22 protein-coding genes are annotated in these 23,974 nt (G+C 43.2%); 13 read left to right on the top strand and 9 right to left on the bottom strand.

Annotated features, from left to right (window positions below):
• Position 1 precedes the first annotated feature (1 nt).
• Positions 2 to 1,120 (top strand): AI-2E family transporter, encoded by a 1,119-nt coding sequence (locus tag DUL71_RS26020; RefSeq protein WP_244228837.1) that lies wholly within the window; start codon positions 2 to 4, stop codon positions 1,118 to 1,120.
• 45 nt (positions 1,121 to 1,165) lie between these two features.
• Here the strand turns inward: DUL71_RS26020 and DUL71_RS26015 are convergent, their stop codons facing one another.
• From DUL71_RS26015 to DUL71_RS26000, 4 genes are all read right to left on the bottom strand, one after another.
• Entirely contained in the window at positions 1,166 to 2,845 is a 1,680-nt protein-coding gene (locus tag DUL71_RS26015) for a sensor histidine kinase (protein ID WP_114940785.1), read from the bottom strand.
• Positions 2,846 to 2,885: 40 nt separating this feature from the next.
• Positions 2,886 to 3,329, bottom strand: a complete 444-nt coding sequence (locus DUL71_RS26010; protein ID WP_114940784.1) for a hypothetical protein — start codon at positions 3,327 to 3,329, stop codon at positions 2,886 to 2,888.
• A 104-nt stretch (positions 3,330 to 3,433) separates the two neighbouring features.
• Complete coding sequence (locus DUL71_RS26005) at positions 3,434 to 4,147, bottom strand: LytR/AlgR family response regulator transcription factor (protein WP_114940783.1); 714 nt, start codon at positions 4,145 to 4,147, stop codon at positions 3,434 to 3,436.
• Between the two features lie 136 nt (positions 4,148 to 4,283).
• On the bottom strand, positions 4,284 to 7,022 hold the full coding sequence (locus tag DUL71_RS26000) for a PAS domain S-box protein (RefSeq protein ID WP_114940782.1): 2,739 nt from the start codon (positions 7,020 to 7,022) through the stop codon (positions 4,284 to 4,286).
• 74 nt (positions 7,023 to 7,096) lie between these two features.
• Here DUL71_RS26000 and DUL71_RS25995 point away from each other — a divergent pair, with 74 nt between their 5' ends.
• The gene (locus tag DUL71_RS25995; RefSeq protein ID WP_161964512.1) at positions 7,097 to 7,480 is read left to right on the top strand and encodes a response regulator; all 384 of its coding nucleotides are present in this window, start codon (positions 7,097 to 7,099) and stop codon (positions 7,478 to 7,480) included.
• Positions 7,481 to 7,563: 83 nt separating this feature from the next.
• On the opposite strand, the gene DUL71_RS25990 is transcribed toward DUL71_RS25995, so the two are convergent.
• Entirely contained in the window at positions 7,564 to 7,926 is a 363-nt protein-coding gene (locus DUL71_RS25990; RefSeq protein WP_114940780.1) for a response regulator, read from the bottom strand.
• Positions 7,927 to 8,035: 109 nt separating this feature from the next.
• Here DUL71_RS25990 and DUL71_RS25985 point away from each other — a divergent pair, with 109 nt between their 5' ends.
• From DUL71_RS25985 to DUL71_RS25955, 7 genes are all read left to right on the top strand, one after another.
• Positions 8,036 to 9,250 (top strand): GAF domain-containing sensor histidine kinase, encoded by a 1,215-nt coding sequence (locus DUL71_RS25985; protein ID WP_114940779.1) that lies wholly within the window; start codon positions 8,036 to 8,038, stop codon positions 9,248 to 9,250.
• A 1,400-nt stretch (positions 9,251 to 10,650) separates the two neighbouring features.
• The gene (locus DUL71_RS25980) at positions 10,651 to 11,268 is read left to right on the top strand and encodes a nitroreductase family protein (RefSeq protein WP_114940778.1); all 618 of its coding nucleotides are present in this window, start codon (positions 10,651 to 10,653) and stop codon (positions 11,266 to 11,268) included.
• A 30-nt stretch (positions 11,269 to 11,298) separates the two neighbouring features.
• A complete protein-coding gene (locus tag DUL71_RS25975) occupies positions 11,299 to 11,844 on the top strand; it encodes a carboxymuconolactone decarboxylase family protein (RefSeq protein WP_114940777.1) in 546 nt (181 codons plus the stop codon).
• 158 nt (positions 11,845 to 12,002) lie between these two features.
• A complete protein-coding gene (locus tag DUL71_RS25970; protein ID WP_208645653.1) occupies positions 12,003 to 12,947 on the top strand; it encodes an NADP-dependent oxidoreductase in 945 nt (314 codons plus the stop codon).
• A gap of 87 nt (positions 12,948 to 13,034) precedes the next feature.
• On the top strand, positions 13,035 to 13,532 hold the full coding sequence (locus tag DUL71_RS25965; protein WP_114940775.1) for a hypothetical protein: 498 nt from the start codon (positions 13,035 to 13,037) through the stop codon (positions 13,530 to 13,532).
• 117 nt (positions 13,533 to 13,649) lie between these two features.
• Positions 13,650 to 14,093 (top strand): DoxX family protein, encoded by a 444-nt coding sequence (locus tag DUL71_RS25960; RefSeq protein ID WP_114940774.1) that lies wholly within the window; start codon positions 13,650 to 13,652, stop codon positions 14,091 to 14,093.
• Between the two features lie 106 nt (positions 14,094 to 14,199).
• The gene (locus tag DUL71_RS25955) at positions 14,200 to 14,556 is read left to right on the top strand and encodes a GNAT family N-acetyltransferase (protein WP_161964511.1); all 357 of its coding nucleotides are present in this window, start codon (positions 14,200 to 14,202) and stop codon (positions 14,554 to 14,556) included.
• Positions 14,557 to 14,682: 126 nt separating this feature from the next.
• Here the strand turns inward: DUL71_RS25955 and DUL71_RS25950 are convergent, their stop codons facing one another.
• Positions 14,683 to 15,336: an FMN-dependent NADH-azoreductase gene (locus DUL71_RS25950; protein WP_114940772.1), complete on the bottom strand. Its 654-nt coding sequence runs from the start codon at positions 15,334 to 15,336 to the stop codon at positions 14,683 to 14,685.
• A 203-nt stretch (positions 15,337 to 15,539) separates the two neighbouring features.
• Between DUL71_RS25950 and DUL71_RS25945 the strand changes: the two genes are divergently transcribed.
• A complete protein-coding gene (locus DUL71_RS25945) occupies positions 15,540 to 17,012 on the top strand; it encodes an aminotransferase-like domain-containing protein (protein WP_161964510.1) in 1,473 nt (490 codons plus the stop codon).
• A gap of 217 nt (positions 17,013 to 17,229) precedes the next feature.
• On the opposite strand, the gene DUL71_RS25940 is transcribed toward DUL71_RS25945, so the two are convergent.
• Positions 17,230 to 17,565: a hypothetical protein gene (locus DUL71_RS25940; protein ID WP_114940770.1), complete on the bottom strand. Its 336-nt coding sequence runs from the start codon at positions 17,563 to 17,565 to the stop codon at positions 17,230 to 17,232.
• A 120-nt stretch (positions 17,566 to 17,685) separates the two neighbouring features.
• Between DUL71_RS25940 and DUL71_RS25935 the strand changes: the two genes are divergently transcribed.
• The 3 genes from DUL71_RS25935 to DUL71_RS25925 are packed head-to-tail and all read left to right on the top strand — an operon-like array spanning position 17,686 to position 18,995.
• Entirely contained in the window at positions 17,686 to 18,042 is a 357-nt protein-coding gene (locus DUL71_RS25935; RefSeq protein ID WP_114940769.1) for a nuclear transport factor 2 family protein, read from the top strand.
• A gap of 10 nt (positions 18,043 to 18,052) precedes the next feature.
• Positions 18,053 to 18,403, top strand: a complete 351-nt coding sequence (locus DUL71_RS25930; protein WP_114940768.1) for a DUF1330 domain-containing protein — start codon at positions 18,053 to 18,055, stop codon at positions 18,401 to 18,403.
• A 16-nt stretch (positions 18,404 to 18,419) separates the two neighbouring features.
• Positions 18,420 to 18,995: a Crp/Fnr family transcriptional regulator gene (locus DUL71_RS25925; protein ID WP_114940767.1), complete on the top strand. Its 576-nt coding sequence runs from the start codon at positions 18,420 to 18,422 to the stop codon at positions 18,993 to 18,995.
• A 93-nt stretch (positions 18,996 to 19,088) separates the two neighbouring features.
• Here the strand turns inward: DUL71_RS25925 and galB are convergent, their stop codons facing one another.
• Together galB and DUL71_RS25915 are read right to left on the bottom strand one after the other, a co-directional pair.
• Positions 19,089 to 21,884, bottom strand: a complete 2,796-nt coding sequence (galB, locus tag DUL71_RS25920; RefSeq protein WP_208645652.1) for a beta-galactosidase GalB — start codon at positions 21,882 to 21,884, stop codon at positions 19,089 to 19,091.
• 93 nt (positions 21,885 to 21,977) lie between these two features.
• Entirely contained in the window at positions 21,978 to 23,972 is a 1,995-nt protein-coding gene (locus DUL71_RS25915) for a RagB/SusD family nutrient uptake outer membrane protein (RefSeq protein WP_114940766.1), read from the bottom strand.
• Positions 23,973 to 23,974: the final 2 nt, after the last annotated feature.

The following is a 23,974-nucleotide window of genomic DNA, read 5'->3' as shown; positions in this document are numbered from 1 at the left end:
TGTGGATATACAACAATTCAAGGGATTGCCGTTTTATTTAAAACTGGCCGCCGTACTTTTCAGCCTGATCGCATTGGTTTGGATCGTGATCATCGCGAAGGAAATCCTTTCGCCATTAATATTTTCCTGTCTGTTTTCCATTTTATTACTCCCTTTTGCCGCTTTTCTGGAAAATAAGCTCCGGATACCGCGCAGTGCGGCATCAATGCTGGCGGTTTTAAGCCTGCTGACCTGTATCGGCGGATTGCTTTATGTGATCGGCTCCCAGGTGTCAGACCTTGCGAGTGACTGGCCACAGTTCCAGAATCAACTACATAAAACGCAAAATGACGTTATGGAATGGATCGGTTCGAGTTTTCACGTCACGCGGCATAAGCAACTTACTTTCGTAACAAATACCACTAACAAAGTAGTTGCGTCCGGGGGATCGGTCGTAGGCGCAACATTGTTATCCTTGTCGGGAATGCTGCTATTTTTAGTTTTTACTTTTATCTATACTTTTTTCTTTTTGCTTTACCGCAAACTGATCATGCGTTTTTTGGAATCGGTTTTTGAAGAAGATAACAAAAAAGTGGTGCATGACATTGTTGAAAAAGTGCAGTTTATGATCCGGAAATATATCACAGGGCTTCTGATCGAAATGGCCATTGTTGCGACAGTAGTTAGCGTTGCTTTTATGATCCTGGGAGTTAAGTATGCCATCTTGCTGGGTTTGATCACAGGTTTGTTCAACATCATACCTTATATCGGGATATTCACAGCACTGGTGTTAAGTGCAGCAGTGACCTTCGCAACATCACCGGAGCAAATAACGGTGATTTATGTGATAATTACCCTGGTGGTCACACACCTTATCGACAGCAATATATTGTTGCCATTGGTTGTGGGCTCTAAAGTACGGATCAATGCGCTGATCACAGTGTTGGGTGTGATCATTGGTGAAATGGTCTGGGGTATCCCGGGAATGTTCTTATCCATACCTGTAATAGCGGTATTGAAAATTATATTTGACCGGGTCGAAAGCCTCAAAGCCTGGGGCATCATACTTGGAGATGAGGAGCCAAAGCAAAACCGGCTGGCAAAAAAGCTAACGGTCAGAAAAAAATTAGTAGCAACCTGATCAGGCGTTCCGGTTTAAATCCCAGGTTGCAGCGATGTGACCTGGTTAATGCATAACAGGGAGGTTCTTTGATCTTTTATAAGGGATCCAAAAAGATATAATTGTTCCCTGATTCACTTCGCTTTCGAGGGAGATCTCACCGCTCTGACCCTGGATCAATTCTCGACACAGATATAACCCCAGGCCGGTGCCGGGCTTTTGCCCTCCGGCCTGATAATATGGCGTGAACAACTGCACCTGCATGTTTGCAGGAATACCCGAGCCGGTGTCGCTAACCACCACGTTTAGCTGGTGACCGGGACCATGTTCTACAAGTTCAGCTGTCACTGAGACGCTTCCCTGATCAGTATATTTAATGGCATTGCTTAATAAATTCAACAAGACTTGTTTAAGACGAAAACTATCACCCTCAACAATGGTGTCAGAGTGCCCATTCCATAATAATTTCAATTGCAGGTTTTTATTTTCAGCCATAAAACGCATGGCTTCGATTGATTCGGCTATAGCTTCTCTTGGTTTAAAAGGCCCGCTTTGCCGCGTTTCCGCATAGCCCTGCTCCAGCTTGCTGGCATCTAATACATTATTGATCGTTTCCAATACAAGGCCTGAGGCCAGCGTGATCGCCCCCAGCTTCTGTTCCTGTTGCGCCGACAATATTGTTTTTTTCATTGTAAAAACCGCACCATTGATAGCCATTAACTTATTACGGATCTCATGGCTCATAATGGCCAGGATCTCCGATTTTTGACCGGCCAACCGTACAGCGCGGCTATTTTCCACGCGTATCCGCCGTTCCGCCCAACCGGCACGGCGAACATAGATCACCAGTAAAACGATAAAGATCAAAACGGCCACAAGCGAGATGCCGGTAAACGTATTTAGGTCGCTTGTTGCTGAAGCATAAGCTTTTAAAGTCGCTTCCCTGCTTTGTTCATAAGCAATTTGGTCTATATCCTGTAACTGCCGCGTCAATTGCCGCAGTTGGTTCAACAAATTAAGGTTAGCTGTTACCAGGGCCTGTCCGGACAATGCCATCCGTCCATACTGCGAGCCGAGTTCGGCCAGCAATCGTTTTGCTGCTACGTTCGAAAGGCCGGCCTTTTCCCGTTGACGCTGGTGTACCGTGAGTACTTTCACCGATTGCGTGGTATGAAATGCATCTTTTAGCCTGCGCAGCAAACTGTTTTTTACTGTTTCCTTTTTTGTGGTTACGATGGTATCGGCACTAACGAGCACAGATGATGTATGCTGGAGATCACCCCGGTTATGGATGCGGTCAAAAGTGGTGACCCGAAGTAACGAATCAAAATTTTTCCTTAGGCCGAATAACTGTCTCGATAAATTAAGTTTTTGCTGCAGCTTTTGTTCAAGTTGCCTGCGGCTTTCCGGTAGGGAACTGTCCCCACCCTGCCGGTAATGATCAATGATCAAATTCATTCCGCGAAAGATTGTATCCAATCGCCGCTGATAAATAGCCAGATCGGCCGGGCTTCCGTCAGCCGCAGCTTTCTGGAAATTGTTCTCCGCAACATCCAGGTCTACCAAAAGCGCGGTGATCCCCTGACGGTAAGAAGGAGTTTTTAATTGCTCAGCTAATTTGTCGAGTTTATGCGTTATGGCGCGCCTCAAAACAAAAGATCCTGTTGTCACCAAAAAGGTGAACAACAGGAAAATAATAAAAACCCGGTTAATTATCCCTGAAAAATTCCCTGCCTTTGTTGCCATGTGTTGATTGACATTGAACAGTTATATCCTTCATAAAGTTTCAGACCTGATCTTGCTGGAGCTTTACGATTTTTTCTTTAGTCTTTTCGATATCTTTATTCAGGTCTTTGATCTTTTTCTGATCTTTCTTCACTTTATTATCAGCGTCTTCCGCATCGCCTGTTTCATTAGCCGCCTTTTTTGCTGCCTTGGCAGCTTTACGCGCGTCGCCAGTGTCTCCACCTACAGCTGAGGAAGCTTCACTACGGCTTTTTTCCTGTGCTTTACTTGAACTTTTGGATGCTTCTTCTGCAGCAGCCTGTTCATCAGGCAAACGGTTTTGAACTTTGGTCAGTTCCGCCTGCAGATCGGTCAGCTTTTCATTTAATTTGCGTAACTGATTATTGATCTTAACCGTATCACGTTTGGTAGAATCATTTTTTTCAGCGGCCCGGGCAAAGGTTCCTAAACCAAGCATCAGGGCTATCATTATTATCTTTTTCATGGTCGTTCTTTTAAATTATGCTCAAATGAACGCCATCGATAATTAGTTAGCAAGCCGCTTCGACCAAAACGAATTTCCGGCCGACGAAAACAGGCTCTCATCCGTTAGAGCCATTCGCGAAACTCGGCCTTGAAAGCCTCGCGGTATTGCTCAGTGACCGGGATGATGGTTTTTCCAAACCTGATGGTTAAGTGCTGAATTTGTTCGATCTTGTCAAGGTTGACGATAAAAGAACGGTGCACACGCATGAATCGCTTTCCTGAAAGACGTTCTTCCATAGCTTTTAGAGTAGATAAAGCTATTATCGTTTGGTCGCCGGTAAATACTTTAACGTAGTCCTTAAAACTTTCTACGTAACAGATCTCTCTAATATTTACACGGATCAGGTCATGTTCCACTTTTAAAAACAAATACTCATCGGCTGGCGAGGTTTTAGGCACATTCGTTAACGTTCGCACTTTGGCTACTGCCCGGTAAAAGTCTTCATAGGAAAATGGTTTGACCAGGTAATCTACAGCATCCACTTTATAACCATCAACGGCATAATCCCGAGAGCCGCTGATGAGAATTACGCGTGGTATATGGTCCCTTGGCAAGTCTTTCAGGGTACTGGCAAAAGTAACCCCATCAATTCCAGGCAAATTGATATCCAGTACCAGTAAACCGATACCGCCTGACTCCAGCCTGTTCAACGCCCCGGGAGCATTGTCGTAGGATCCGGCCAAATGCAGAAAGGGGATTTGATCTACCATTTCGCATACATAGGCGTTCACATCCGGATCATCGTCAATTACCAGGCAGTTAAGCACTTGTTCCATCAAGCTAAGATACAATGGGTCGCGATCCTTTCCAATTAAGATATAAGGTTGATCATAACAGATTTACGATAGACATTATTCGAGCCAAATTATTGAGAAGCATCCTTGTTAAACAATGAAGCTACGTGAATTACATTTAGTTTAGCGGCAAGCTGAAATAAAAAGTACTGCCTTTTTCTATCTGGCTTTCTACCCATATTTTTCCATCATGCCGTCTGATGATCTCCGCACACAAGTAAAGCCCGATACCGAACCCGGAAACATGTCCCAGAGATTCGGCACGGTAATACCTGTCGAAGACATGTTTGAGGTCATCAGGCTTGATGCCGATCCCCATATCACTTACCGAAATTACCACCTGCTTATTTTCAAGCCTGCAGTTAACAACGATTTCCGTGCCCGGTCTGGAATATTTGACCGCATTGCTGATCAGGTTGTTCAATACCTGACCGATCTTATCATGGTCACCAAAAATACTCACCGATGATTTGCAGGCAAAAGTGATAGTGTGCGCCGTGTGCATAGGATTAACTTCTTCACGTGCCTCCGCAAAAAGTTCCTGTATATCGAACGGTGCTTTACTGATGGCAATCTGACCGGATTCTAATCGGGAAACATTCAAAAATCCGTTGATCATGGCGGTCATCTTTTTAACCTGTTTAGCAGATTGTTCTAGGGAACGTTCAATGAATTGATCATCCGCTTTACCGAGTTTAGCCTGCATTACCTGAAGGTAAGCGTTCAGTGAAGTAAGCGGCGTTTTCAACTCATGGCTAACCATGCCTATAAAATCGCTTTTACGCTGTTCTTCTTCCTTCATTCGCTGGATATCGGTAGTCGAGCCAACCCACATAGTGATTTCGCCTTCTTCATTTAACACGGGTGAAGCAATATTCAAATGCCACCGATAGTTGCCATTAATATCTTTAAAACGCATTTCGCTCTCCAGCGCCATTCCCTTCGTAGCAGCTTCACGTAATTTTTCTACGAATTCCGGGACCTCATCCGGATGCATCATAGCGTGATAACCAAAATCACGCAGGTCCTCGAAATTCATACCAGCGTAGTCCAACCATTGTTTATTAAAAAAAGTAACCTCACCGCTAGGCAAAGCATTACTGATCTTGGCGGGCACTAAATCTGCAAGATAACGGAAATGTTTTTCGCTATCCTCTATCTTTTGGGCGGCCAAATATTGTTGGGTAATGTCCATTACAACGCCGGTAAATGCTGAAAATGCTCCGGATGGATCAGCCTTCAGGTTGCCGATGGCGCGCAGCCATCGCAACTGTTGGTCATGCAGACCTTTTACGGGATAAGTTACATCGTAATCACCGTGATTATAAATGGCATTCTCCAGTTTATCCGACACAAATCCACGATATTCTTCAGTAATCTGGGCAATAGCTTGCTCAATACTTAGTGGTTCGTCCGGGTAATACCCAAACAGTTCTTTTAATCGGGTGTCGGTAATAAACTCTCTCGTCTCAGAATTGATAAACCAGGTTCCAAAATTTGCCGCTTCAATTGCCAGGCGAAGTGCAGTTTCACTTTCTTCAATGTGTCTACGGGCTTCCTGTAGCTGTTGATTTACTGAAGCTAATTCCTGGTTCGTAGCGGTCAATTCTTCATTGGACGCGGCTTGTTCTTCATTCGTTGCCGCCATTTCTTCGTTTATAGCCTGCAATTCCTCTGAACTTTGCGCAAGTGCCTGTTCCATTTGCTTGCGCTCGGTAACATCGCGGGTAGTGCCCGCAACCGCCTCCACTTCGCCCGCTTCGTTTAACACCGGTATTAAAATATAATCATATATACGCTTTCCTAAAGTTGCGTGGGGGAAAGAGACCTCTCCCCTAACGGATTGCTTAGTAGCCCGAACCTGATCGATCTCGCGTTCATGCATTTGTGCATGCCATTCTTCGTAACCATTTTCGCGCAGGCCTTTACCAATGGCCGTTTCCCATGTTTTGCCCCACATGGAAAGCAAGGCACTGTTAACATAGGTAAACCGGTAATCCAGGTCCCAAACATACATCAGATCGGGGGTGCCTGAAGTAATGGCCTCGTAAACCCTTTTCTGCTGATCGGCTTGTTGCCTTACCTTCTGCAGGGCTTCTTCAATCTGCTTGCGCTGCGTGATATCGCTCGCCGTACCGAACCATTCCACAATATTGCCTTCGTTATCCAAAACAGGTACTGCGCGTGAAAATGTCCAGCCGGGTGAGCCATCTGTTCGCAACACCCGGTGCTCCAACTGAAATATTTTCTTAGCCTTTATCGCCTCTTCTATTGCCGTATTAACCTTATCTAAATCGCCGGGATGAACGTTCCGTTCCCGCCAGCCGGTAATAGGTTTATCGGTGTCTTTCAAAAAACCGCGTCCATCAAGTTCGTTCATTATCTCCCAATCCGCGCTTACGCTATATATTACATCAGATGTGGCGGTTACCAATGCCCTGAGGCGTTGTTCACTTGCGGAAATCGCTTTGCGTTCTTTAACCTGCCGCGTGTTTTCCAGCACCCAAATAGCTAATTTGGTCACTTTACCGGTTTCATCCTTTACAGGTGCGTAAACAAAGGTCACAACGATGATTTCCTCGCTACCATGCCTGATCAGCATCAGCTCTGCTTCTTCCGCGTAGTAGGCCTCACCGGTTTGCACTACACTAACCATCGCAGCTTCATAATAAGTCCGGGCTTCTGCAAAGGGTTCCCAGTACCACTTGCCTATAATGGCTTCTTTAGGCTTACCCGCAATTTCCAGGAACTTATCATTGAGCATTTCAGCTTTGAAAGTAAACGCATCCAAAATACAAATGCCTATCGGGGCGCTTTGTACAATCGTATGTAATAGCTCATTATCCTGTAAATTCATGATGCTCAAAAAACTGAAAAATAGACAATTTGTTTGATTGTAAAACTGCTATATTTACTTATAATCCACTGGCATTGAAGAAGAGAATATTGATCATTGAGAACGACCAGGATATCCGGAATATCGTTGAACTCATTTTAGAAGAGCAGGGATTTGAAATGCTAAGTATTCCTGAGCCGGCTGATTTAGCTGAGATCAGCTCATTCAAACCTGATCTGATTTTGCTTGACGAGTTCATCAACAGTGAACCTGGCCATCGCTTGTGCCGTAAAATCAAGCAGGTACCCGGCCTCGCGGTCACCCCTGTAATTATCCTTTCAACCGCTAACGATATTGAGCTGATTGTTAAAGAATGCGGGGCCAACGACCATATCCGTAAACCTTTTGATATAGAAGACCTGATCAATAAAGTGCTTCGGCTCCTTAGCTACCAGCCATTAACTCATATCGGAGTATAAATTCCTGCACTGAACCGATTAACAAACAACTCAAACTCGGTCGCAAAATCCTTATTTCACTACAAACTGTGCTAAATATGAGGCTATTGCAATTGATCTTTTACCTTGCTTAGCAATACGTCGATGTCAAAAGGTTTCGGAATAAAATCGTTAGGGGCTCCCTTTTGATTTAATGAATCTGAAAGATTGTGCGTACCAGAGATCAGGATTACCGGTATATGGTGTGTGTTTTCATCTTCCTTTAATTTGCTGCAGATTACCCGGCCATCCATATCGGCCAGCATCACATCCATCAGTACAAGATCTGGATTAAATTCGCTGATCACAGCTTTGACCTGTTCTCCCGAGGAAAGCGATTTCACTTCAAAACCACTATCGGTCAGCAAGTAGGATACCACATCCAAAATGTCTTGGTCATCATCCAGGATGAGTATTCGCTTGCCCATAGAGTTATATATTTATTGGTTTAGCACAATGCGAATACGATGCCAGTAAAGCACGCGCTCACATAATATTGAATAAGGATTATTAAATGTATCTTTGTGATGTTCAGCTATGATAGAAAAAGAGTTGCCGGTTCCGGAGAATGAAGCTGAAAGGCTGATCGCATTACAATCTTACGATATTATCGATAGCGGTGAGGAAAAGGATTTCGACACTATAGCTTCTATAGCGTCTGCCATTTGCGGTACACCGATCTCGCTCATCACTTTCATTGACGAAAAACGCCAGTGGTTTAAATCACATATAGGTACTGACCTGACTGAAAATTTCCGTGACCTTTCTTTTTGCACCTACGCTATTGCAGCACCCGATGAGATCCTGATCGTACCGGATGCTTTACAGGATGAGCGTTTTGCAGACAATCCTGTCGTGACGGAAGCCAATGTTACCTTCTACGCGGGCGTGCCCCTTGTTAATGAAGATGGGTATGCTTTAGGTACCTTATGTGTGCTCGATCAGCAGTCGCATGATTTTAGCCAGGGACAAATTGATGCGCTAAAAGCGCTGGCCAAACAGGTAGTGGATAAAATTGAACTGCAGCGTAAAGTGTCATTACTCGAAAAAACCAACCAGGAGCTATTGAACGCCAATGTACTGATCCAAAAGTTTGCTTCGATGGCCGCCCACGATATCAAAAACCCGCTGAGCAGCATCAAACTGACCTCGCAGGCCCTTCGTACCAGAAAGGAAATCACCATGAGCGAAAACTGTTTGCGACTGGTAAACATGAACATCTCTGCAACAGATAACCTGTTGCTACTGGTAGACGAAATGATGGCTTACTCTAAGAAACCAGCCTTATTACTTGAAAAGCGGCAGGAGTTTGAACTCAATGCTTTAACAAACAGGATAGTAAGCTTGCTGACGGTACCGGATAGTATCCGTATTGACATACCATCGGCTAAGCAAATGGTAAACTTTTCGATTGTTGCTATGGAGCAGATCCTGATCAACCTGCTGAGTAATGCAATCCGCTACAATGACAAACCGGAGGGCTGGATAAAAATACGCTTTGCCGAGGATGTGGAGTTCTATCACCTAGAAATAGAAGATAACGGCATGGGTATCCCAAAGGCTTACCTCGAAAAAATATTTACGAATAACTTTACGCTCAACGTGGCCGATAGGTTTAATAATAAAGGGTCAGGTATCGGATTAGCTACGGTGAAAGATTTGCTTTATCTGCTCAACAGCACAATTTTCGTAGAGTCAAGTACCGGGCTGGGGTCAATTTTCAAAGTTCGCTTAAAAAAAAATAGTCTTTAATTTAATTATAGCCTTTTTTCATTCGCAGGTCTATTTCTAACACTTTGGCAAATTGAGGAAGCTTTTGACAACATCTATGAGCAACGTTGCCTGAGTTGCTGGTTTGCGTCTCCAATTAACTCTTCGCCTATTTAACCTGATTGGACTTACTTGCTTCTATCGATTATCATAATCCTAAAATTATCTAAAAGTGACGGTTATCCAAATTTATTTAACCAGGCGAATAACATATCAAGTTTTTGTCGAAAATTATTCATCATTAATAATCGACCAGTGTTCGACAATCGAACATTTTAGCCACGTTGCTTAAATTGTCGGATTCATTACCAATCAGCTCTTAGTGTATATAACAAGATTCCATTTAATTATTTCTATCAAGTAAAATGATCATATGGGTTAGCTAAAAGGCATGGTTACTCGTATTATTTCGTGCTGTTACTCGTTGATCGTGCTGTTACTCGTTGATAATAAACAGGTGTTCGATTATCGAACTTTTTAAAAGTAAAAACTTTAAGGCGAAAGCTTTATATGTTCAATTTTACTATCCATTTTCACTTATCGGGGAAACTTGGCCGCTTGATTTTTATTTATTTAATTATTTGATATTCAATTCACTAATAAATATTAAGAGAGGCATCAGGGGTTCTATTTCAATCCCTTCGGCTCCACTAAGCTTTTTTATAAACGCCTGTAAATTAAAAACTTACAGGCGTTTTTTTTGTTTTTAAGTGTCAATCTAAGAGTCAATCAAAAATAAGAAATTTTGACATAATTGACTAAACCTCCCTTTCAAATTCTAATAATCTATAACGCTTATTGTTAAATGTCAAAAACAATTAAACTATTGGCATATCAATAAATAAAAAAACTTATAGGAGAAAGAAAATTAGCTTTGTTAACTTCCAACCTTTTTCGCATTCCCAGTTCTGCCTGTAGAATAAAATTTGTCAAAAAACAAATTAATGCAATTTGGGCTATACCAATATGTTCGAGCAGACTTTATGCTTGATGGATTTAGTAAGCGCACATAACAAAGACCTTTTATTTGTTTTAGTTCATCCATTTGGCGATTAAAACGTCAGCGCGTTGTTTTAACATCACCATAGAATAGCCTGCGCAAACGAATGTATTGTCGATAACATCATTACCTTCTTTGCATTTTCTGTCCTCTTTTTATTTTGCTGTTTATGCTATTAAAAGTTAAAAACAGCAAGTTCGGTTAATATTTAATCATCATAACTGCATAAAAGAGCCAATCTCCTTATTTAATATGAATAAAACTCCAGGGAAATAGCTGGTCCCTTTAATCTCTCAAATCTGGTCCTCCAAGGCGTATTAGCAGTGATGTAATTTTAATCTATCATTTAAAATAATCATTGTACAACTTTAGTATTAAAATTATGACAAACGCTGTCATTGACACGATCCTGAGCCGTAGCGCTGCCAAGTACTACGACCCTACAGCTACCTTAAGCGACGATCAGATTCGCAACCTGGTGCAAATCGGCACCACTGCACCAACTTCTTTTCACTTACAAAACTGGCGTTTTATTGCTGTTCGTACGGGCGATGCCAAAGCGAGGCTACGACCCATTGCCTGGGACCAGCCGGCAATTACCGATGCCGCTGTTACCTTCATAGTGGTTGGCCAATTGGTTGATACCAGTGTGATCCCCAATCGGCTTGCGCCATTGGTTGAAGCCGGTGTTATGCCGGAGAGCATGGTGCCGGAATGGGAAATTCCGGCGCGTAATTTGTACATGTCCTACCCACAGCGCCGACGCGACGAAGCGATACGTACCGCTACCTTTGGCGCCGCAGCAATTATCTATGCGGCCCGCTCACTCGGTTGGGGTTCTACCCCAATGATCGGTTTTGATTTTGATGCGGTAGCCCGAGAATTTGGGCTTGCCGAAGATGAAGTACCGGTTATGCTTTTGTCAGTAGGCCCTGAGCGTGCTGGTAACTGGAAGCAAAAGCCCCGTCGTCCGATTGAAGAAGTTCTTGATTTAGTATAATTATTATAAAGCAAACCTAAATAATCTACAATGCCCAGAATTGAAGCGCTTAAGCCGGAGCAGATACCGGCCGATTCAAAACCAACCCTTGATGTATTCACCAAAAATATCGGGTTTACGCCTAATATGATGGCAACCTTCGCAATGAGTCCTATCGCGTTCAATGCCTGGGCTGCACTGTTCAGCGTCATGAGCAAAGCACTCGATGTAAAGACGCGCGATAGCATTGGCCTCGCCGTTTCTGAAGTTAATGGCTGCAACTACTGCCTGACTGTTCATAGTTATACAGCCAAGCATATGGCCAAACTTGAGCCCGATGAAATCATTCTCGCCCGTAAAGGGCATGCAACCGAATCTAAGCGCGATGCTGCAGTTCTGTTTGCCAAAAAAGTGATCGAAACCCGCGGCAAAGTAAGTGATACCGATTTGGCTTCAGTGCGGGATGCCGGTTACACAGATGCAAACATAATGGAGATCATTGGTCTTGCGTCGATGTATTCACTAACGAATTTTATCAATAACGTGTCCGATCCGGAAAGGGACTTTCCGCCTGTAACACCGGCCGGTTCGATCTGACCGTTATCCGGCAATCCCTGGAATAACACGGGGCTGACATCTTAAAACAATACCGCCGGTGTTTCGTTGCATCGGCAGTATTGTTTCGGCTATCTTTTAATAAGGATAAATTCTAAAAATTAAAACATAAGACACAGTAACACAGCTTCATTAAGCAGGTGTTTGCAAAAAAGAAAAAAGGAGATTGTATTATGAAAGCAATTGTTGTAACAGATCAGGATGCAGGTTTATCCGGAATGAAACTGGTGGAGCTTCCCGAGCCCCCGGTAGCGATAAACGACGTTATCGTTCAGGTGTATGCGGCCAGCATTACCGGGGACGAGCTTACTTGGCCACCCACCTGGACAGATCGCAATGACCGTCCCCGCACCCCATCGGTTCCCGGTCACGAACTGGCAGGTGTGGTAACGGCATTAGGTTATGGCACAACCGGCTTATCGGTAGGGCAACGGGTGTTTGGCCTCCAGGATTGGTATCGAAATGGTTCACTGGCAGAGTATGTGGCCATTGAGGCTCGTAATCTGGCGCCGCTGCCAGACGATGTTGATTTCAATGATGGTACGGCGCTCGTAATGCCGGGATTAACTGCATGGCAAGGGCTATTTAACCATGGTCGGCTTGAGGCGGGGCAAAGAGTCGTTGTACACGGAGCAGCTGGCATTGTTGGTTCCATGGCAGTTCAATTGGCACGTGATGCCGGTGCATATGTTATCGGTACAGGACGCGCTGCACATCGTGAGGCTGCGCTTGGCTTTGGTGCAAATGAGTTTGTTGATCTCAATGCTTTAGAAAGTATCGACAAAGTTGATCTTGTATTTGATGTTTTCGGTGGGGATACGGCAAAGCGGTCCCTGGGGATTATTAATACGGGAGGAAAGTTTGTAAGCATTTCTGGTTGGAATGAAGAACAAGTGGAGGGAGTTTATAATATTGATTTTGTTGTAGAAGCCGACCGCGCACAACTAATTGAAATTGCGAAGAGGTTTCGGGAGGGACGTTTGAAAACAAACAAAGGCCAAGTTGTTACGCTTGCAAACGCGATAGCTACTTATAATTCGACAGATCGGGCTAATGGCAAAACAATTGTTCGCGTTCGCCGATAAAGATTTAGGGGAGGTTGAAAAGCTATAGCCTCCCCTACATATGATATAATTAGTAAATTATGATATGCTGTAATATAAAAAGTGATAATGACTATAAACTCAGAAATTCTGGAGGTATTAAATGAAAATGAGATTTGTGATAAAGCTGAAGATAGTTTATCCGGATTTTATGTTTTCAGTAAAGGAATAACAGTAAATAATAAGTCTGAGGTATTTTTTAATATAAATTCTGAAGCTCATTATAAAATCTGCTTTTTCTCAAAATCAGGCTATCCGACATTAAGTTTCACTTATTTAAACCCACAACCAATAGTTCCGGATAACATAAACGGTTATCAAACTTATTTTACAGAATCCCTTCTTAGTAAAGAACTTTTGGCATTAGCAGTAAAATTTGACTTATTCAGGCCTGAAATGCCTGCGAGGTTTCTTGTTAGCAACAATCAGGAGTGGCGAATCAATGAAATTTACAAAAGCATGATAGATGAGTGTTCCGGATCCTACCGAAACAAACCTGAGATGGTCAGAACGCTTATTCACGAACTAATTCTGTTTACCCGGCGCCTGGTACCTGTCCTTTATTAATTAGACACCACCTCCTGATAAATTTATATTTCTATAGCTGGTCCCTTTGTAATATGTTAGCTGGTACCCGAGACTTAAATATGCCCGCGCTAACTTTGATCCTAAACTCAAAATCAAATGAAGAATATTACAGGCATAGGCCAGTTTTTATTACGATTAGCTATAGCAGTTAGCTTTTTTATGGCAGTAATGGACCGATTAGGCTTATTGGGAACTCACGGCTCAGGAACAGCATGGGGTGACTGGAAGCATTTCGTTGACTATACCAACACACTTGTTCCTTTTGTAAACCGGCCTTTAGCCAATATAATAGGCTTTGTGGCCACAATCGCTGAACTGGTATTTGGGATGCTTCTCGTAGTTGGCTACAGAATTAAAGAAGCTGCGTTAGGCGCCGGTATCCTCACCCTTTGTTTCGGCTTATGCATGGCCATGTTCGTGAGCATAAGCGCTCCTGTCAATTACCCTGTTTTTGTTTTTACCGGCTCAGCATTAATACTTTCCACCCTTGATCATCATGCTTGGAGTATCGATAATTATATCCAAAAAAGAACTTTGTAACCCAATTATACTATTAAAATCAAAACTGATTATGGAATGCAAAAAGGCAATCACTAAGGCTGATATTGAATTTTGTAAAGAAGCGATTCTCGAATTTCGATCAAATTTGGACCGAAAAAAGGTAGTTGACCAGGTTTTTCAAATGATAGCCCATGAAGGCTTTGAATTAGCTTTTATTCCTGATGCAAATAATACAAAAGCTGCCGCATTTATAGGTTACCGAAAACTGAACATGCTGCGTACAGGGCCGATAATCTACGTAGATGATCTGTTTACATTCACAGAATCAAGGGGAAAAGGCTATGCGGGTGCTTTGCTGGATTATGTTAACGGCCAGGCTATCAATGAAGGTATAAATAGCATTCATCTCGACAGCGGCTACGCACTGCACACAGCACACCGGCTATATCTTAACAAAGGCTATTATCTTGCCTGTAACCATTTCGCTAAAACGACTAATTAACCGTATGCCATTTTCTCTAAATTAAAAATAACTTATATAAGCCGCCAGAGTTAAGGTTATCTTTATTGCGATCAGGGAGGTTGCTAATTACGATGAACTATAACACTAACTGGTGGCTTATATATTCTACGCCATTTCTATACGCTTATCATTTGATGCCATTTCAGCTATTTTGAGATAAACATCCTTTTTAGATTGTTCATACACGCCGGGATCAAAAGCACTTCCATTTAACGCTACTTCCTGGATATCTGTAAGGCCCATGATCTTAAAAACCGTTTTAAGATACTCAGTCTGAAAATTCATGTGTGCAAAATATTCGCCTTGTTCATATCCCGCATTTCCCCTGCTAAACAATAGATAAACCTTTTTATCCCTCAATAAACCCCTGTATGGATTTTGGGGATCATCCGGTCTCATCTTAACGGTCTCATTGGCTCTGATCACCTGGTCTAAATAAGCTTTTAATGCACTGGGGATAGACCAGTTAAACATGGGCGTCCCCAATACTATCACATCGGCCGCCTTTATTTCGGCTACATACTGATCGCTTACCTTAAGTACATCGACTTCGGCCTCAGTTCTCAACTCCGAAGGTTTAAAAGCTGCCGAGATCCATAATTCAGATACATGCGGAATAGGTTCCCGGCCAACTTCGCGACGATAGATCGTGTGATCGGGATTAGTTTTTATCCACGTATCAACAAAGAATTTGGTCATACTTCTGGTAACCGAGCGTTCAATTCTTGGGCTCGCGTTAATAATCAATAAGTTTTTCATTTTTCAGTCATCTAATTTGAACACAGAATGGCTTTTGCCACATAACAGGTACATCGCATTAGCATTCATCATATCCTGCCGATTGTAATATATTTGTACAGCACAAACTTACGCACGACTGTTCATAGCTTCGGGTACCAGTTTTTTCCAATCTGAGTGACCAGCGCAAATTGATGTTTGGTGATAAACTTAATTGGTTATTTATGCTTCCCTTTAAAACCTTATTAAAAATCGACAAGAATAGCGCTGAAGCTGTGTTCAAGCAACTTGCATCGCAACTTGTCCTGTTAATTCAAAAAGGAATATTGTTGCCCGATATGCAGCTCCCCAGTACACGCCTGCTCGCGGCAGACCTGGATCTGCATCGTAAAACCATCATGGCTGCTTATAATACGCTTATAGCAGAAGACTGGTTGATCAGCAAAGAAAGAAAAGAGTATAGGGTATCCACGCTTTTACCTATTATCAAACCCCGTACCTATGCCAGCAAAGCCAAATCAAGTTATAAAGCTGAACCGGCAATTATATTTGATGGGATGGAGCATGTCCCATCCTTTCCACAAATAAACGCCAATCCTAAGGTAATTATCGACGATGGTTTCCCTGATGTGAATATTTTCCCGGTTGAACGGGTTTCGGCAGAATACAAGAGGCTCCTCACTCATCAAACATTAAAAAAAACGAATACAAGCTGGAATATTGGTGGCAGCCCCGTTATCAAAGAAACCTTAACCTCTTTCCTGAATGATACCCGCGGACTAAATATCGAAACCGAAAACCTCATGGTCACCCGCGGCGCTCAAATGGCTATTTACCTGGCTGCATCACTGATCATCAGGCCGGGTGATAAGGTTTTAGTAACCGACACGAGCTTCTTTTTAGCGGATGCCGTTTTCAGACAACTTGGCGCACAATTAGTCACTGTTCCAGTAGACCACGAAGGCGCCGATGTTGATGCCATTGCAGATGCCCTGGAAAACAACAACATCAAACTGCTATACATTATCCCGCACCACCATCATCCAACGACGGTTACGATGAGCTCCGAACGACGGGCAAAACTACTGGAGCTGATCAGAACCCATCGGCTGGCAGTAATCGAAGATGATTATGATTACGATTTTCAGTACCAATACAGTCCGTATCTGCCATTGGCCAGTGGCTCTCATGATGGCCATGTGATTTATATAGGATCGCTAACTAAGGTACTTGGATCTAATTTCAGGTTGGGTTACATGATAGCGACACCCGGCTTTTTGCAAAGCGCCGTTAAATTAAAAATGTTAATTGATTTAAGAAGTGATGCCCTCATGGAAGGTACAGTAGCATCACTCATGCAGAGCGGCGAGTTTTCGCGGTTTATCATGAAAGCAAACAAGCTATACGGATACCGGTGCGACTACGCCTCAAATCTCATTACCAATGAACTCGGCCACCTGGTAGAATTTAAAAAGCCACAAGGCGGTATGGCGCTGTGGTTAAAGTTTAATGAAAACTATCCGCTTTCAGGCATTATCAATAAAGCAAGTGCTTCAGGATTACAGCTCGTTGGCGTGCCCTATCTTAAAGGTAAAGATTTAGCATATGATGCTATCCGTTTTGGATTTGCTTCGTTAAATGAACACGAATTAGAGTTTGCTGTCGAAGTGCTAAAAAAGATTACGCCTTCGAAGTGAGATCTATCGCAATCAAATATCCCCGATATTTCCCCAATTACTTACAATAAACATCGCTAACCATATCGGAATAAACCCATAAACTAACATTAATAGTTAAAAGAAATGAGCTTCTTATTATTGATTGGTATACCCCAAACAATCTTATTGAGTGTATTTCATGCCTTTATATAGCTATTAACGATTTTTAAATGATAAGCCCAAGTGTTCTTTTATCTTATTGGCTTGAAGAATCAGACCCGATCATGACCTTCCGCCGGATTGTATACCCTCCATAAACAAATATGAATAAGATCAATATATAAATCCAAAACGGGATATTACGCCCGGCAATGATGATGTAAAGATAAGGTATAATAAAACTAATTGTGGTTAGTAATACCGGCACCATAACTGTCTTTTTTGACCTCAGCGTTTTGATCACCCAACCAATACAGATAACCAGGCTCACTTTACTTATAAAGTAAAGACAACCCAACAGCAAGGGATCAACTTCGTGCTTTTCACCAAGGGCTACTATCCATTCCTTAAGTATAGCTATGTAATCTGACATTATTGCAATATACCAATAAGCGTTATCAGATGAATAATATTCTGTTTTTTACAAGCCTTTTATTTTAAACTCTTCAACTACTTAAACTTTTTTACAGGCAAGGTCAGCGACCTTTGCTTTATGGAAAACATAAAAAACATTGAACAAACCATTCTTACCTATACAAGTGCGTGGAATGAAACGGAACCAGAAGCCATCCGTAAAAAAATCAGTAAATGCTGGGCGCCGGATGGCACCTACACCGACCGGCTAACAGACACTATAACCGGGCAGGAAGCAATCGCCAGACTAATCCTAAACTCATACGAGCAGATGGGGCCAAGAACTTTTAAAGTACTTGGAGAACCACAAACCCACCACCAAAGCGGCCGTTTCCGCTGGTTGGCTATCCGTCAGGAAGAATACCCGGTTGAGGGTATGGACTATTTTGAATTTGACAGCGAGTACCGGATTACCAGCATTGTAGGTTTCTTTTAATAAAAAAAACATGATCACATTACCCGATTTTGAACCAGGTCAGGGACCTGTTTTAATGTTGAACCTGATAAAGTTCAGGGACAAAAAAATATATTTTGAACAATATGTGCCCGCATTTGGCCAGGTAGTAAAGCAACTGGGCATTGAGGGCGTTAGTGTTAAGCTGGTAAGCGAAGTAATAGCTACTGTTATCACTGATGAACACGAACATTGGGACGAGGTTTTATTGGTTGAATATCCGAGTGCCCAGGCTTTTAAAACTATTGCTGAAAGTGAAGTTTATCAGCAAATAGCAAACCCGTTACGCCTTGCCGGAACCGCCGAACTGAAATTATTAATGACCCGCAAAATTGACTTTTAAAGGTTATACTTGCGTTATGACGGCACATATCCTGTCTAACTTTGCCTTGCACATAGCACTTACTCCCGATGAACAGGATCTGGTGCTTGGTTTGTTGCGTCAGAAACAGGTTTCTAAACGGAATATGTTACTGCGGCCGGGGCAGGTCAATCATCATATTTATTTTGTAAATGAGGGTTGCCTGCGCCTTTTTCATACAAACCAGGATGGACAGGAACATAACCTCTGCTTTTACCCTGAAAACTGGTGGGCTTGCGATATCGTGAGCTTTTTTAAAGCGAAACCCGCAACCACCAGTCTGCAGGCCCTGGAAGATTCAAGATTATCTTATTTCACCTTGACCGATCTTGAAAAGTTGTTTGCCCAGGTACCGAAGCTGGAACGTTTTTTCCGGATATTGACACAGAATGGTTTCGACATGTTTCAGCGAAGGGTAACTTCAGCCCTGTCTCAAACCGCGGAGCAGCGTTACCGGGAGTTTCGCCGACATTATCCTGGTTTGGAACAACGTATATCACAGAAACAAATTGCCAGTTACCTGGGTATCACGGCCGCGTTTCTTAGTATGATGCGCAAGGAAAAAGATTTGTAACCTAACCTCGTCAATCATTCACAGGAGATGTTAGACTTATTAAATGTAGTTAGAGATATTATGGCACCATTTAACGGCTTTTCCAGTCGTCTCTTAGTGTGCGGTGCCGGTTATAATTACATTTCCATTTTCTAAATTTCCCGTACTGGCGGTAACCACCAATTTGCCGTGTTGCCCTGCCTTTGCTTTTACAATAACCAACGCCATTCCGCTAAGCGCCTTCCTTGTTTTTGAAGGGAATGCAACCAAATCTGAAGGGTCTCCGTTATCTGTAGCAACAATTTCGCCTGGCCCGGATATTGAAAAAGTGATATTGTTATCAGCATCGGGCACTATATTTCCGTCTTTGTCTAAAACTTTTACTGTTATAAAAGATAGATCAGTTCCGTCGGCTTTGATTATTTGACGATCTGCCGTTAACTGCAATTTAGCTGCATTACCAGCTGTCTTAACAATCTCAGTAGCCCATGGCTTACCGTTTTTATAGGTCGCTACTTTAAGCTCTCCCGGTTGATATTTTACACTATCCCACTTAAACCTGTACTCATATTCACCTTTTTTCCTTCGGCCCAGCGATTTTCCGTTTAGAAACAATTCAGCTTCATCGGCAGATGAAAAAACGTGTACGGGCGTAATTTTGCCTTCTCTTCCCGACCATGTCCAATGAGGCAAAATGTGTGCAAACCGCAAATCCGGACGCCATCTTGATTGATAAAGGTAGAACCTGTCCTTTTTAAAACCTGCAAGGTCTATGATCCCCGAATATGAACTGCGAGCGGTGTAGTATGGTGTAGGCTCGCCCAGGTAATCCCAGCCCGACCATACAAATTCACCTGCAACAAAGTGATGCTTATCCTGCGACATAAAAACCTTATCGGGCGAGGCGCCGAACTGAGCAGTATACAATTCGTAAGCACTAACAAAACGGTGATTCGGATCTCCGCCTGATGTATCGTTAACCGGCGCACTTATCCCATCGAAAACCGGAAAAATATATGTTCCCCGCGTGCTTAAGGTAGAAGCAGTTTCACTACTAACGATCATTTTTTCAGGAAATTTAGCATGAAATGCCGGATATAGAGGAGTTGTCCTGATTCCTTTTAGGTTTGCATACGCCGGAGCATCCCTGATTCCCTCACCCTGGTAATTAAGCGAAATCAGATCGGTTGATTGGGGAAAAGGCATATTTGGCCTGGCATAATTCATGGATGCTGCTGTAGGCCTTGTCGGGTCTTCGTCTTTTACTATACTGCTTAGTTGCTTTGCAAGATTAGCCCCCGCTACATCGGTATACTGTTCCCCTACTTCGTTACCGAAACTCCAGGCTATAATCGAAGGATGGTTTTTATCCCGACGGATGAATGAGCGGATATCGGCCTCATGCCATTCTGGAAAAATGAGGTGAAAATCCAACGGTGTTTTTCCCTGGTTCCAGCAATCAAATATTTCATCGATTACCAGGAAACCCATCCTATCGGTCATTTCAAGCAATTCCGGAGCTGGAGGATTATGCGCTAACCGAATCGCGTTGCATCCCATTTCGCGTAATATTTCAAGCTGCCGTTCGGTTGCCCGTGCATTAAAAGCAACGCCGAGAGCACCAAGATCATTATGCTGATTAACACCCTGAACTTTAACAGGCTGGCCGTTAACTATTATTCCTTTAACGGGATCAAATTTCACATCACGGATGCCGAATGGTGTTCTGTAAGTATCAATAATATGCCTCCCTACATACAGTTTTGTTACTGCAACATACAAGTTTGGTTTTTGATATGGTATCGGCCCCCAAAGTTCCGGACGCTTAATTACAATTGTGCCGGTTAATGTTTGTTTGGAATTGCTTTTTATGCTAAAATTTGACACAGGCAATTTTGCGATCGTTTTGCCTTCGCTCCCGGATTCCGGCAAACGATAGATATCGGTCTCAGCTCTTACCTGCTCATCCTTGTTTTCTTTATTTTCAACCTTTAGTTTAAATGCCACTGTTGCCGAAGCCGCAGATACATTGGAGGCTTGAACTGTTGTTCCCCATTGCGCTACCTGCACCGGGTTGGTTTTGGTAAGCCATACATTTCGGTACAAACCAGCACCAGGATACCATCTCGAAGAATTAAGCGGATTATCTAACCTAATGGCTATCTGGTTCACCCCGCCCCATTTTATATAGGGCGTTAAATCAAGCCGGAACGAATTATAACCATAAGGCCATCCCCCTACCAGCTTACCATTCAGCCAAACCATGATGTACGACATAGCTCCATCTATTTCCAGGTAAATACTCCGGCCTTTATCAGTAACCGGAATATTGATCTTTTTGCGGTACCAGGCAATTCCCTGTATAGGTAACCGGCCCATGCCACCACCAACAATGGCATTTTCATCTTTATAAAAAGGGCCCTTTATTGCCCAGTCGTGCGGCAGATTAATGCGTTCCCACTGGCGGTCGTTAAATTTCTCCTGCACAAATGGAAAATCAGCACCCGGATTGCCTGCCGGTCGGGTATAGCGCTTTGATGTATCGCTTAAAAAATCATTAGCTGTTGGCAAAATCCATTTCTTCAGTACGTTTTCTGAAGTTCCTTCAAAATTGGCTTGTAACGGACGACTATCGGCAACAACGTCATCTTTACGATTATTAACTACCGGGCGTTCATCATACATCAGGTCATCGCCCTTACCATCATACCGCATAAACAGCCATCCGTTGTTAATATTTATGCGTTCCCTTCCTGTAGTCACCCCATGTTGCTGTTGTTGTGCAGAAGCAGAAAATGATATCAGAAATAGAAAAAGTGAAGCAAACAAAGAGGATTTCAAGGCCATTAAATTGCAGAAACAGCCAAACAGACCTTGTTGAGTAATGATAATTAACCTGGTAAGTTTCATAATAGAGAAGAAGAAGATATTGCCAATCTAAAACAGACCAGGGAGGAGTATTTTTCCTACCTGATCATGTTATGAACATCACTATAATATTAATTAATATCCCGGATTTTGATATGCTTTTTTATCCGCAGCACTCATATCCATCCCATCAAGTTGAGATTGAGGTATTGGGCGCAGATAATTGGCAGGTGTAATGGTACGGGTTACGGTTGAAACTGTATGATCTTTCCAATCGTTAGCATTGGTTGCACCGGCTATTATAAAGCTGCTGCTTAACTCCACCCATTTTTGGGTACGAACAAGGTCAAACCAACGATAGCCCTCGCCAAAGTATTCTCGTGAGCGTTCGGCCAGGATATAATTGATATCAATAGTAGCTGGTGTGGCAGCAATCATGGCTGCGCTGTTATCCTGTATTTTGGTAACATTATTGCCATTATCAAAGCGCCACTTACCTGCACGGGCCCTGATCACATTAATAAGCCCTCTTGCAGTACCGTCGTTTGTATACGTTCCGCTAACAGCCTTAGTGGTAGCCCCTTTTACCGCGGCTTCGGCGGCAATAAAAAATAATTCAGAAAACTTTGCAACCGGAAACGGACGGGTTAAACTGGCATTGGGCGATCCTAAACCTCCGTTGTTATCAGTTCTGTACGGCCCTAATTTCCAGTTACCCGGATAACAGATCCTACTGAAAGCGCTTGGTTCTATCACATAATCGGCACGTCCGGGTAAAACACCGGCACCTACTGTGCTATTGAAAACAGAATTAGAATAATCAACGCCGCCAACATCGGCATTTAAAAAAGTGAGTACCGGATCGTTCTCAGCTATAGGTAAAAAGTTAGCATTGTAAAGTTGGGCCGGGATAACGCCATTTACTTTTACCGCGGCTTCAACAAAATTTGTACGGTACCGGGTTACAAACGTGCCGTCATAGCGCGAATCATTTGTTTTGTCGGCAAAGGTATTTTTAAATATTGCCTGGGGGGGTGCCAGCATAGTCCACGGGCGGCCTAAAGATTGCACGGCAGCCCTTTGTACCGAACTAACCGCCGCCCACGCTGTACTTGACGTGCTACTTTTTACGTTGGTATAGTTAAACTGCTCAAACCAGGCGGCAAAGCTATCGGTACCAAAACCGCCTCCGCTGTAGCTTAAATCCCCGCCATTATAAATACTGCTCGATTGGGTATGGTCGGCATACAGCATCGTTTCATTATTACGGTCATTAGTTGCTAAGCTAACGTCATAAAAAGTTGGCTGCAAACCAAAAGGACCCGGACTCTGGATAGCTGCGGTTGCCACGTCATAAGCCGCCTGAAAATACCAGGCCGGGTCATGCCCGGCGGGGTCTGTACGCTGCGCATCCGGATAGGTTGGAATACCGTTGGGGTTTTGAAGCCACCAGCCATAGGTTAAATAGGCCTTTGCTAAAAAAAGCCGCGCTACATTTTGTGTCAGCCCTCCAACAACCCGGCCCGATACCGGCAGTTTATCAATGGCGATCAACAGATCGGGAAATACCGCTTTGGTATAAACTTCAGGTACGGTATTACGCTTTGATGTTCTTGTTGTTGAGGTGTTAAACTTCAGTTCGCCGGCACCAAGGTCAAGTGGTACACCGCCAAACGTTTGTACAAGCAAAAAATAATCAAACGCGCGAAAAAACCTTGCTTCGGCAATTAATGCGTCGGAAACGCCCACCGCCGCGCCATTTTCAATTACGCCACTCGCGGTGTTAATGTTAGGAAATGCAGCTCCCCACAGGATACCTGTATTGCTTGATGCGGGATCGATTGTACCTACCCCGGAAAAATCAAGGTTTTTAACGTTTCCGTCGGAGTTTTGTCCCCAAGTAGACTCATCGGTACTTATCTGATTTGAATTAAGAAAATAACCGTTACCGTACATATAGCGCAGGTGACCGTAGCATGAGGTAATACCGCCTACTACGCCGGCCTGTGTTTTGAAATAATCGGGCGTGAAGATGGCCCTTGGCTTTTCGTCCAGTATTTTTTTGCAACTGGTCATGGCCAGCAAAGACAGGACAGATAATCTCAATATTTTATTGTATGCTCGATTCATTG

It is taken from the genome of Mucilaginibacter endophyticus (genome assembly GCF_003351025.1).
Taxonomy (GTDB): Bacteria; Bacteroidota; Bacteroidia; order Sphingobacteriales; family Sphingobacteriaceae; genus Mucilaginibacter; species Mucilaginibacter endophyticus.
This window is presented reverse-complemented; position numbering and strand designations above follow the sequence as displayed.

Excerpts from the sequence above, each read along its gene's own strand:
- DUL71_RS26015 (WP_114940785.1), bottom strand. The coding sequence starts at position 2,845 with ATGGCAACAAAGGCAGGGAATTTTTCAGGGATAATTAACCGGGTTTTT.
- DUL71_RS26010 (WP_114940784.1), bottom strand. The coding sequence starts at position 3,329 with ATGAAAAAGATAATAATGATAGCCCTGATGCTTGGTTTAGGAACCTTT.
- DUL71_RS26005 (WP_114940783.1), bottom strand. The coding sequence starts at position 4,147 with ATGGAACAAGTGCTTAACTGCCTGGTAATTGACGATGATCCGGATGTG.
- DUL71_RS26000 (WP_114940782.1), bottom strand. The coding sequence starts at position 7,022 with ATGAATTTACAGGATAATGAGCTATTACATACGATTGTACAAAGCGCC.
- DUL71_RS25990 (WP_114940780.1), bottom strand. The coding sequence starts at position 7,926 with ATGGGCAAGCGAATACTCATCCTGGATGATGACCAAGACATTTTGGAT.
- DUL71_RS25985 (WP_114940779.1), top strand. The coding sequence starts at position 8,036 with ATGATAGAAAAAGAGTTGCCGGTTCCGGAGAATGAAGCTGAAAGGCTG.
- DUL71_RS25980 (WP_114940778.1), top strand. The coding sequence starts at position 10,651 with ATGACAAACGCTGTCATTGACACGATCCTGAGCCGTAGCGCTGCCAAG.
- DUL71_RS25975 (WP_114940777.1), top strand. The coding sequence starts at position 11,299 with ATGCCCAGAATTGAAGCGCTTAAGCCGGAGCAGATACCGGCCGATTCA.
- DUL71_RS25965 (WP_114940775.1), top strand. The coding sequence starts at position 13,035 with ATGACTATAAACTCAGAAATTCTGGAGGTATTAAATGAAAATGAGATT.
- DUL71_RS25960 (WP_114940774.1), top strand. The coding sequence starts at position 13,650 with ATGAAGAATATTACAGGCATAGGCCAGTTTTTATTACGATTAGCTATA.
- DUL71_RS25950 (WP_114940772.1), bottom strand. The coding sequence starts at position 15,336 with ATGAAAAACTTATTGATTATTAACGCGAGCCCAAGAATTGAACGCTCG.
- DUL71_RS25945 (WP_161964510.1), top strand. The coding sequence starts at position 15,540 with ATGCTTCCCTTTAAAACCTTATTAAAAATCGACAAGAATAGCGCTGAA.
- DUL71_RS25940 (WP_114940770.1), bottom strand. The coding sequence starts at position 17,565 with ATGTCAGATTACATAGCTATACTTAAGGAATGGATAGTAGCCCTTGGT.
- DUL71_RS25935 (WP_114940769.1), top strand. The coding sequence starts at position 17,686 with ATGGAAAACATAAAAAACATTGAACAAACCATTCTTACCTATACAAGT.
- DUL71_RS25930 (WP_114940768.1), top strand. The coding sequence starts at position 18,053 with ATGATCACATTACCCGATTTTGAACCAGGTCAGGGACCTGTTTTAATG.
- DUL71_RS25925 (WP_114940767.1), top strand. The coding sequence starts at position 18,420 with ATGACGGCACATATCCTGTCTAACTTTGCCTTGCACATAGCACTTACT.
- galB (WP_208645652.1), bottom strand. The coding sequence starts at position 21,884 with ATGAAACTTACCAGGTTAATTATCATTACTCAACAAGGTCTGTTTGGC.
- DUL71_RS25915 (WP_114940766.1), bottom strand. The coding sequence starts at position 23,972 with ATGAATCGAGCATACAATAAAATATTGAGATTATCTGTCCTGTCTTTG.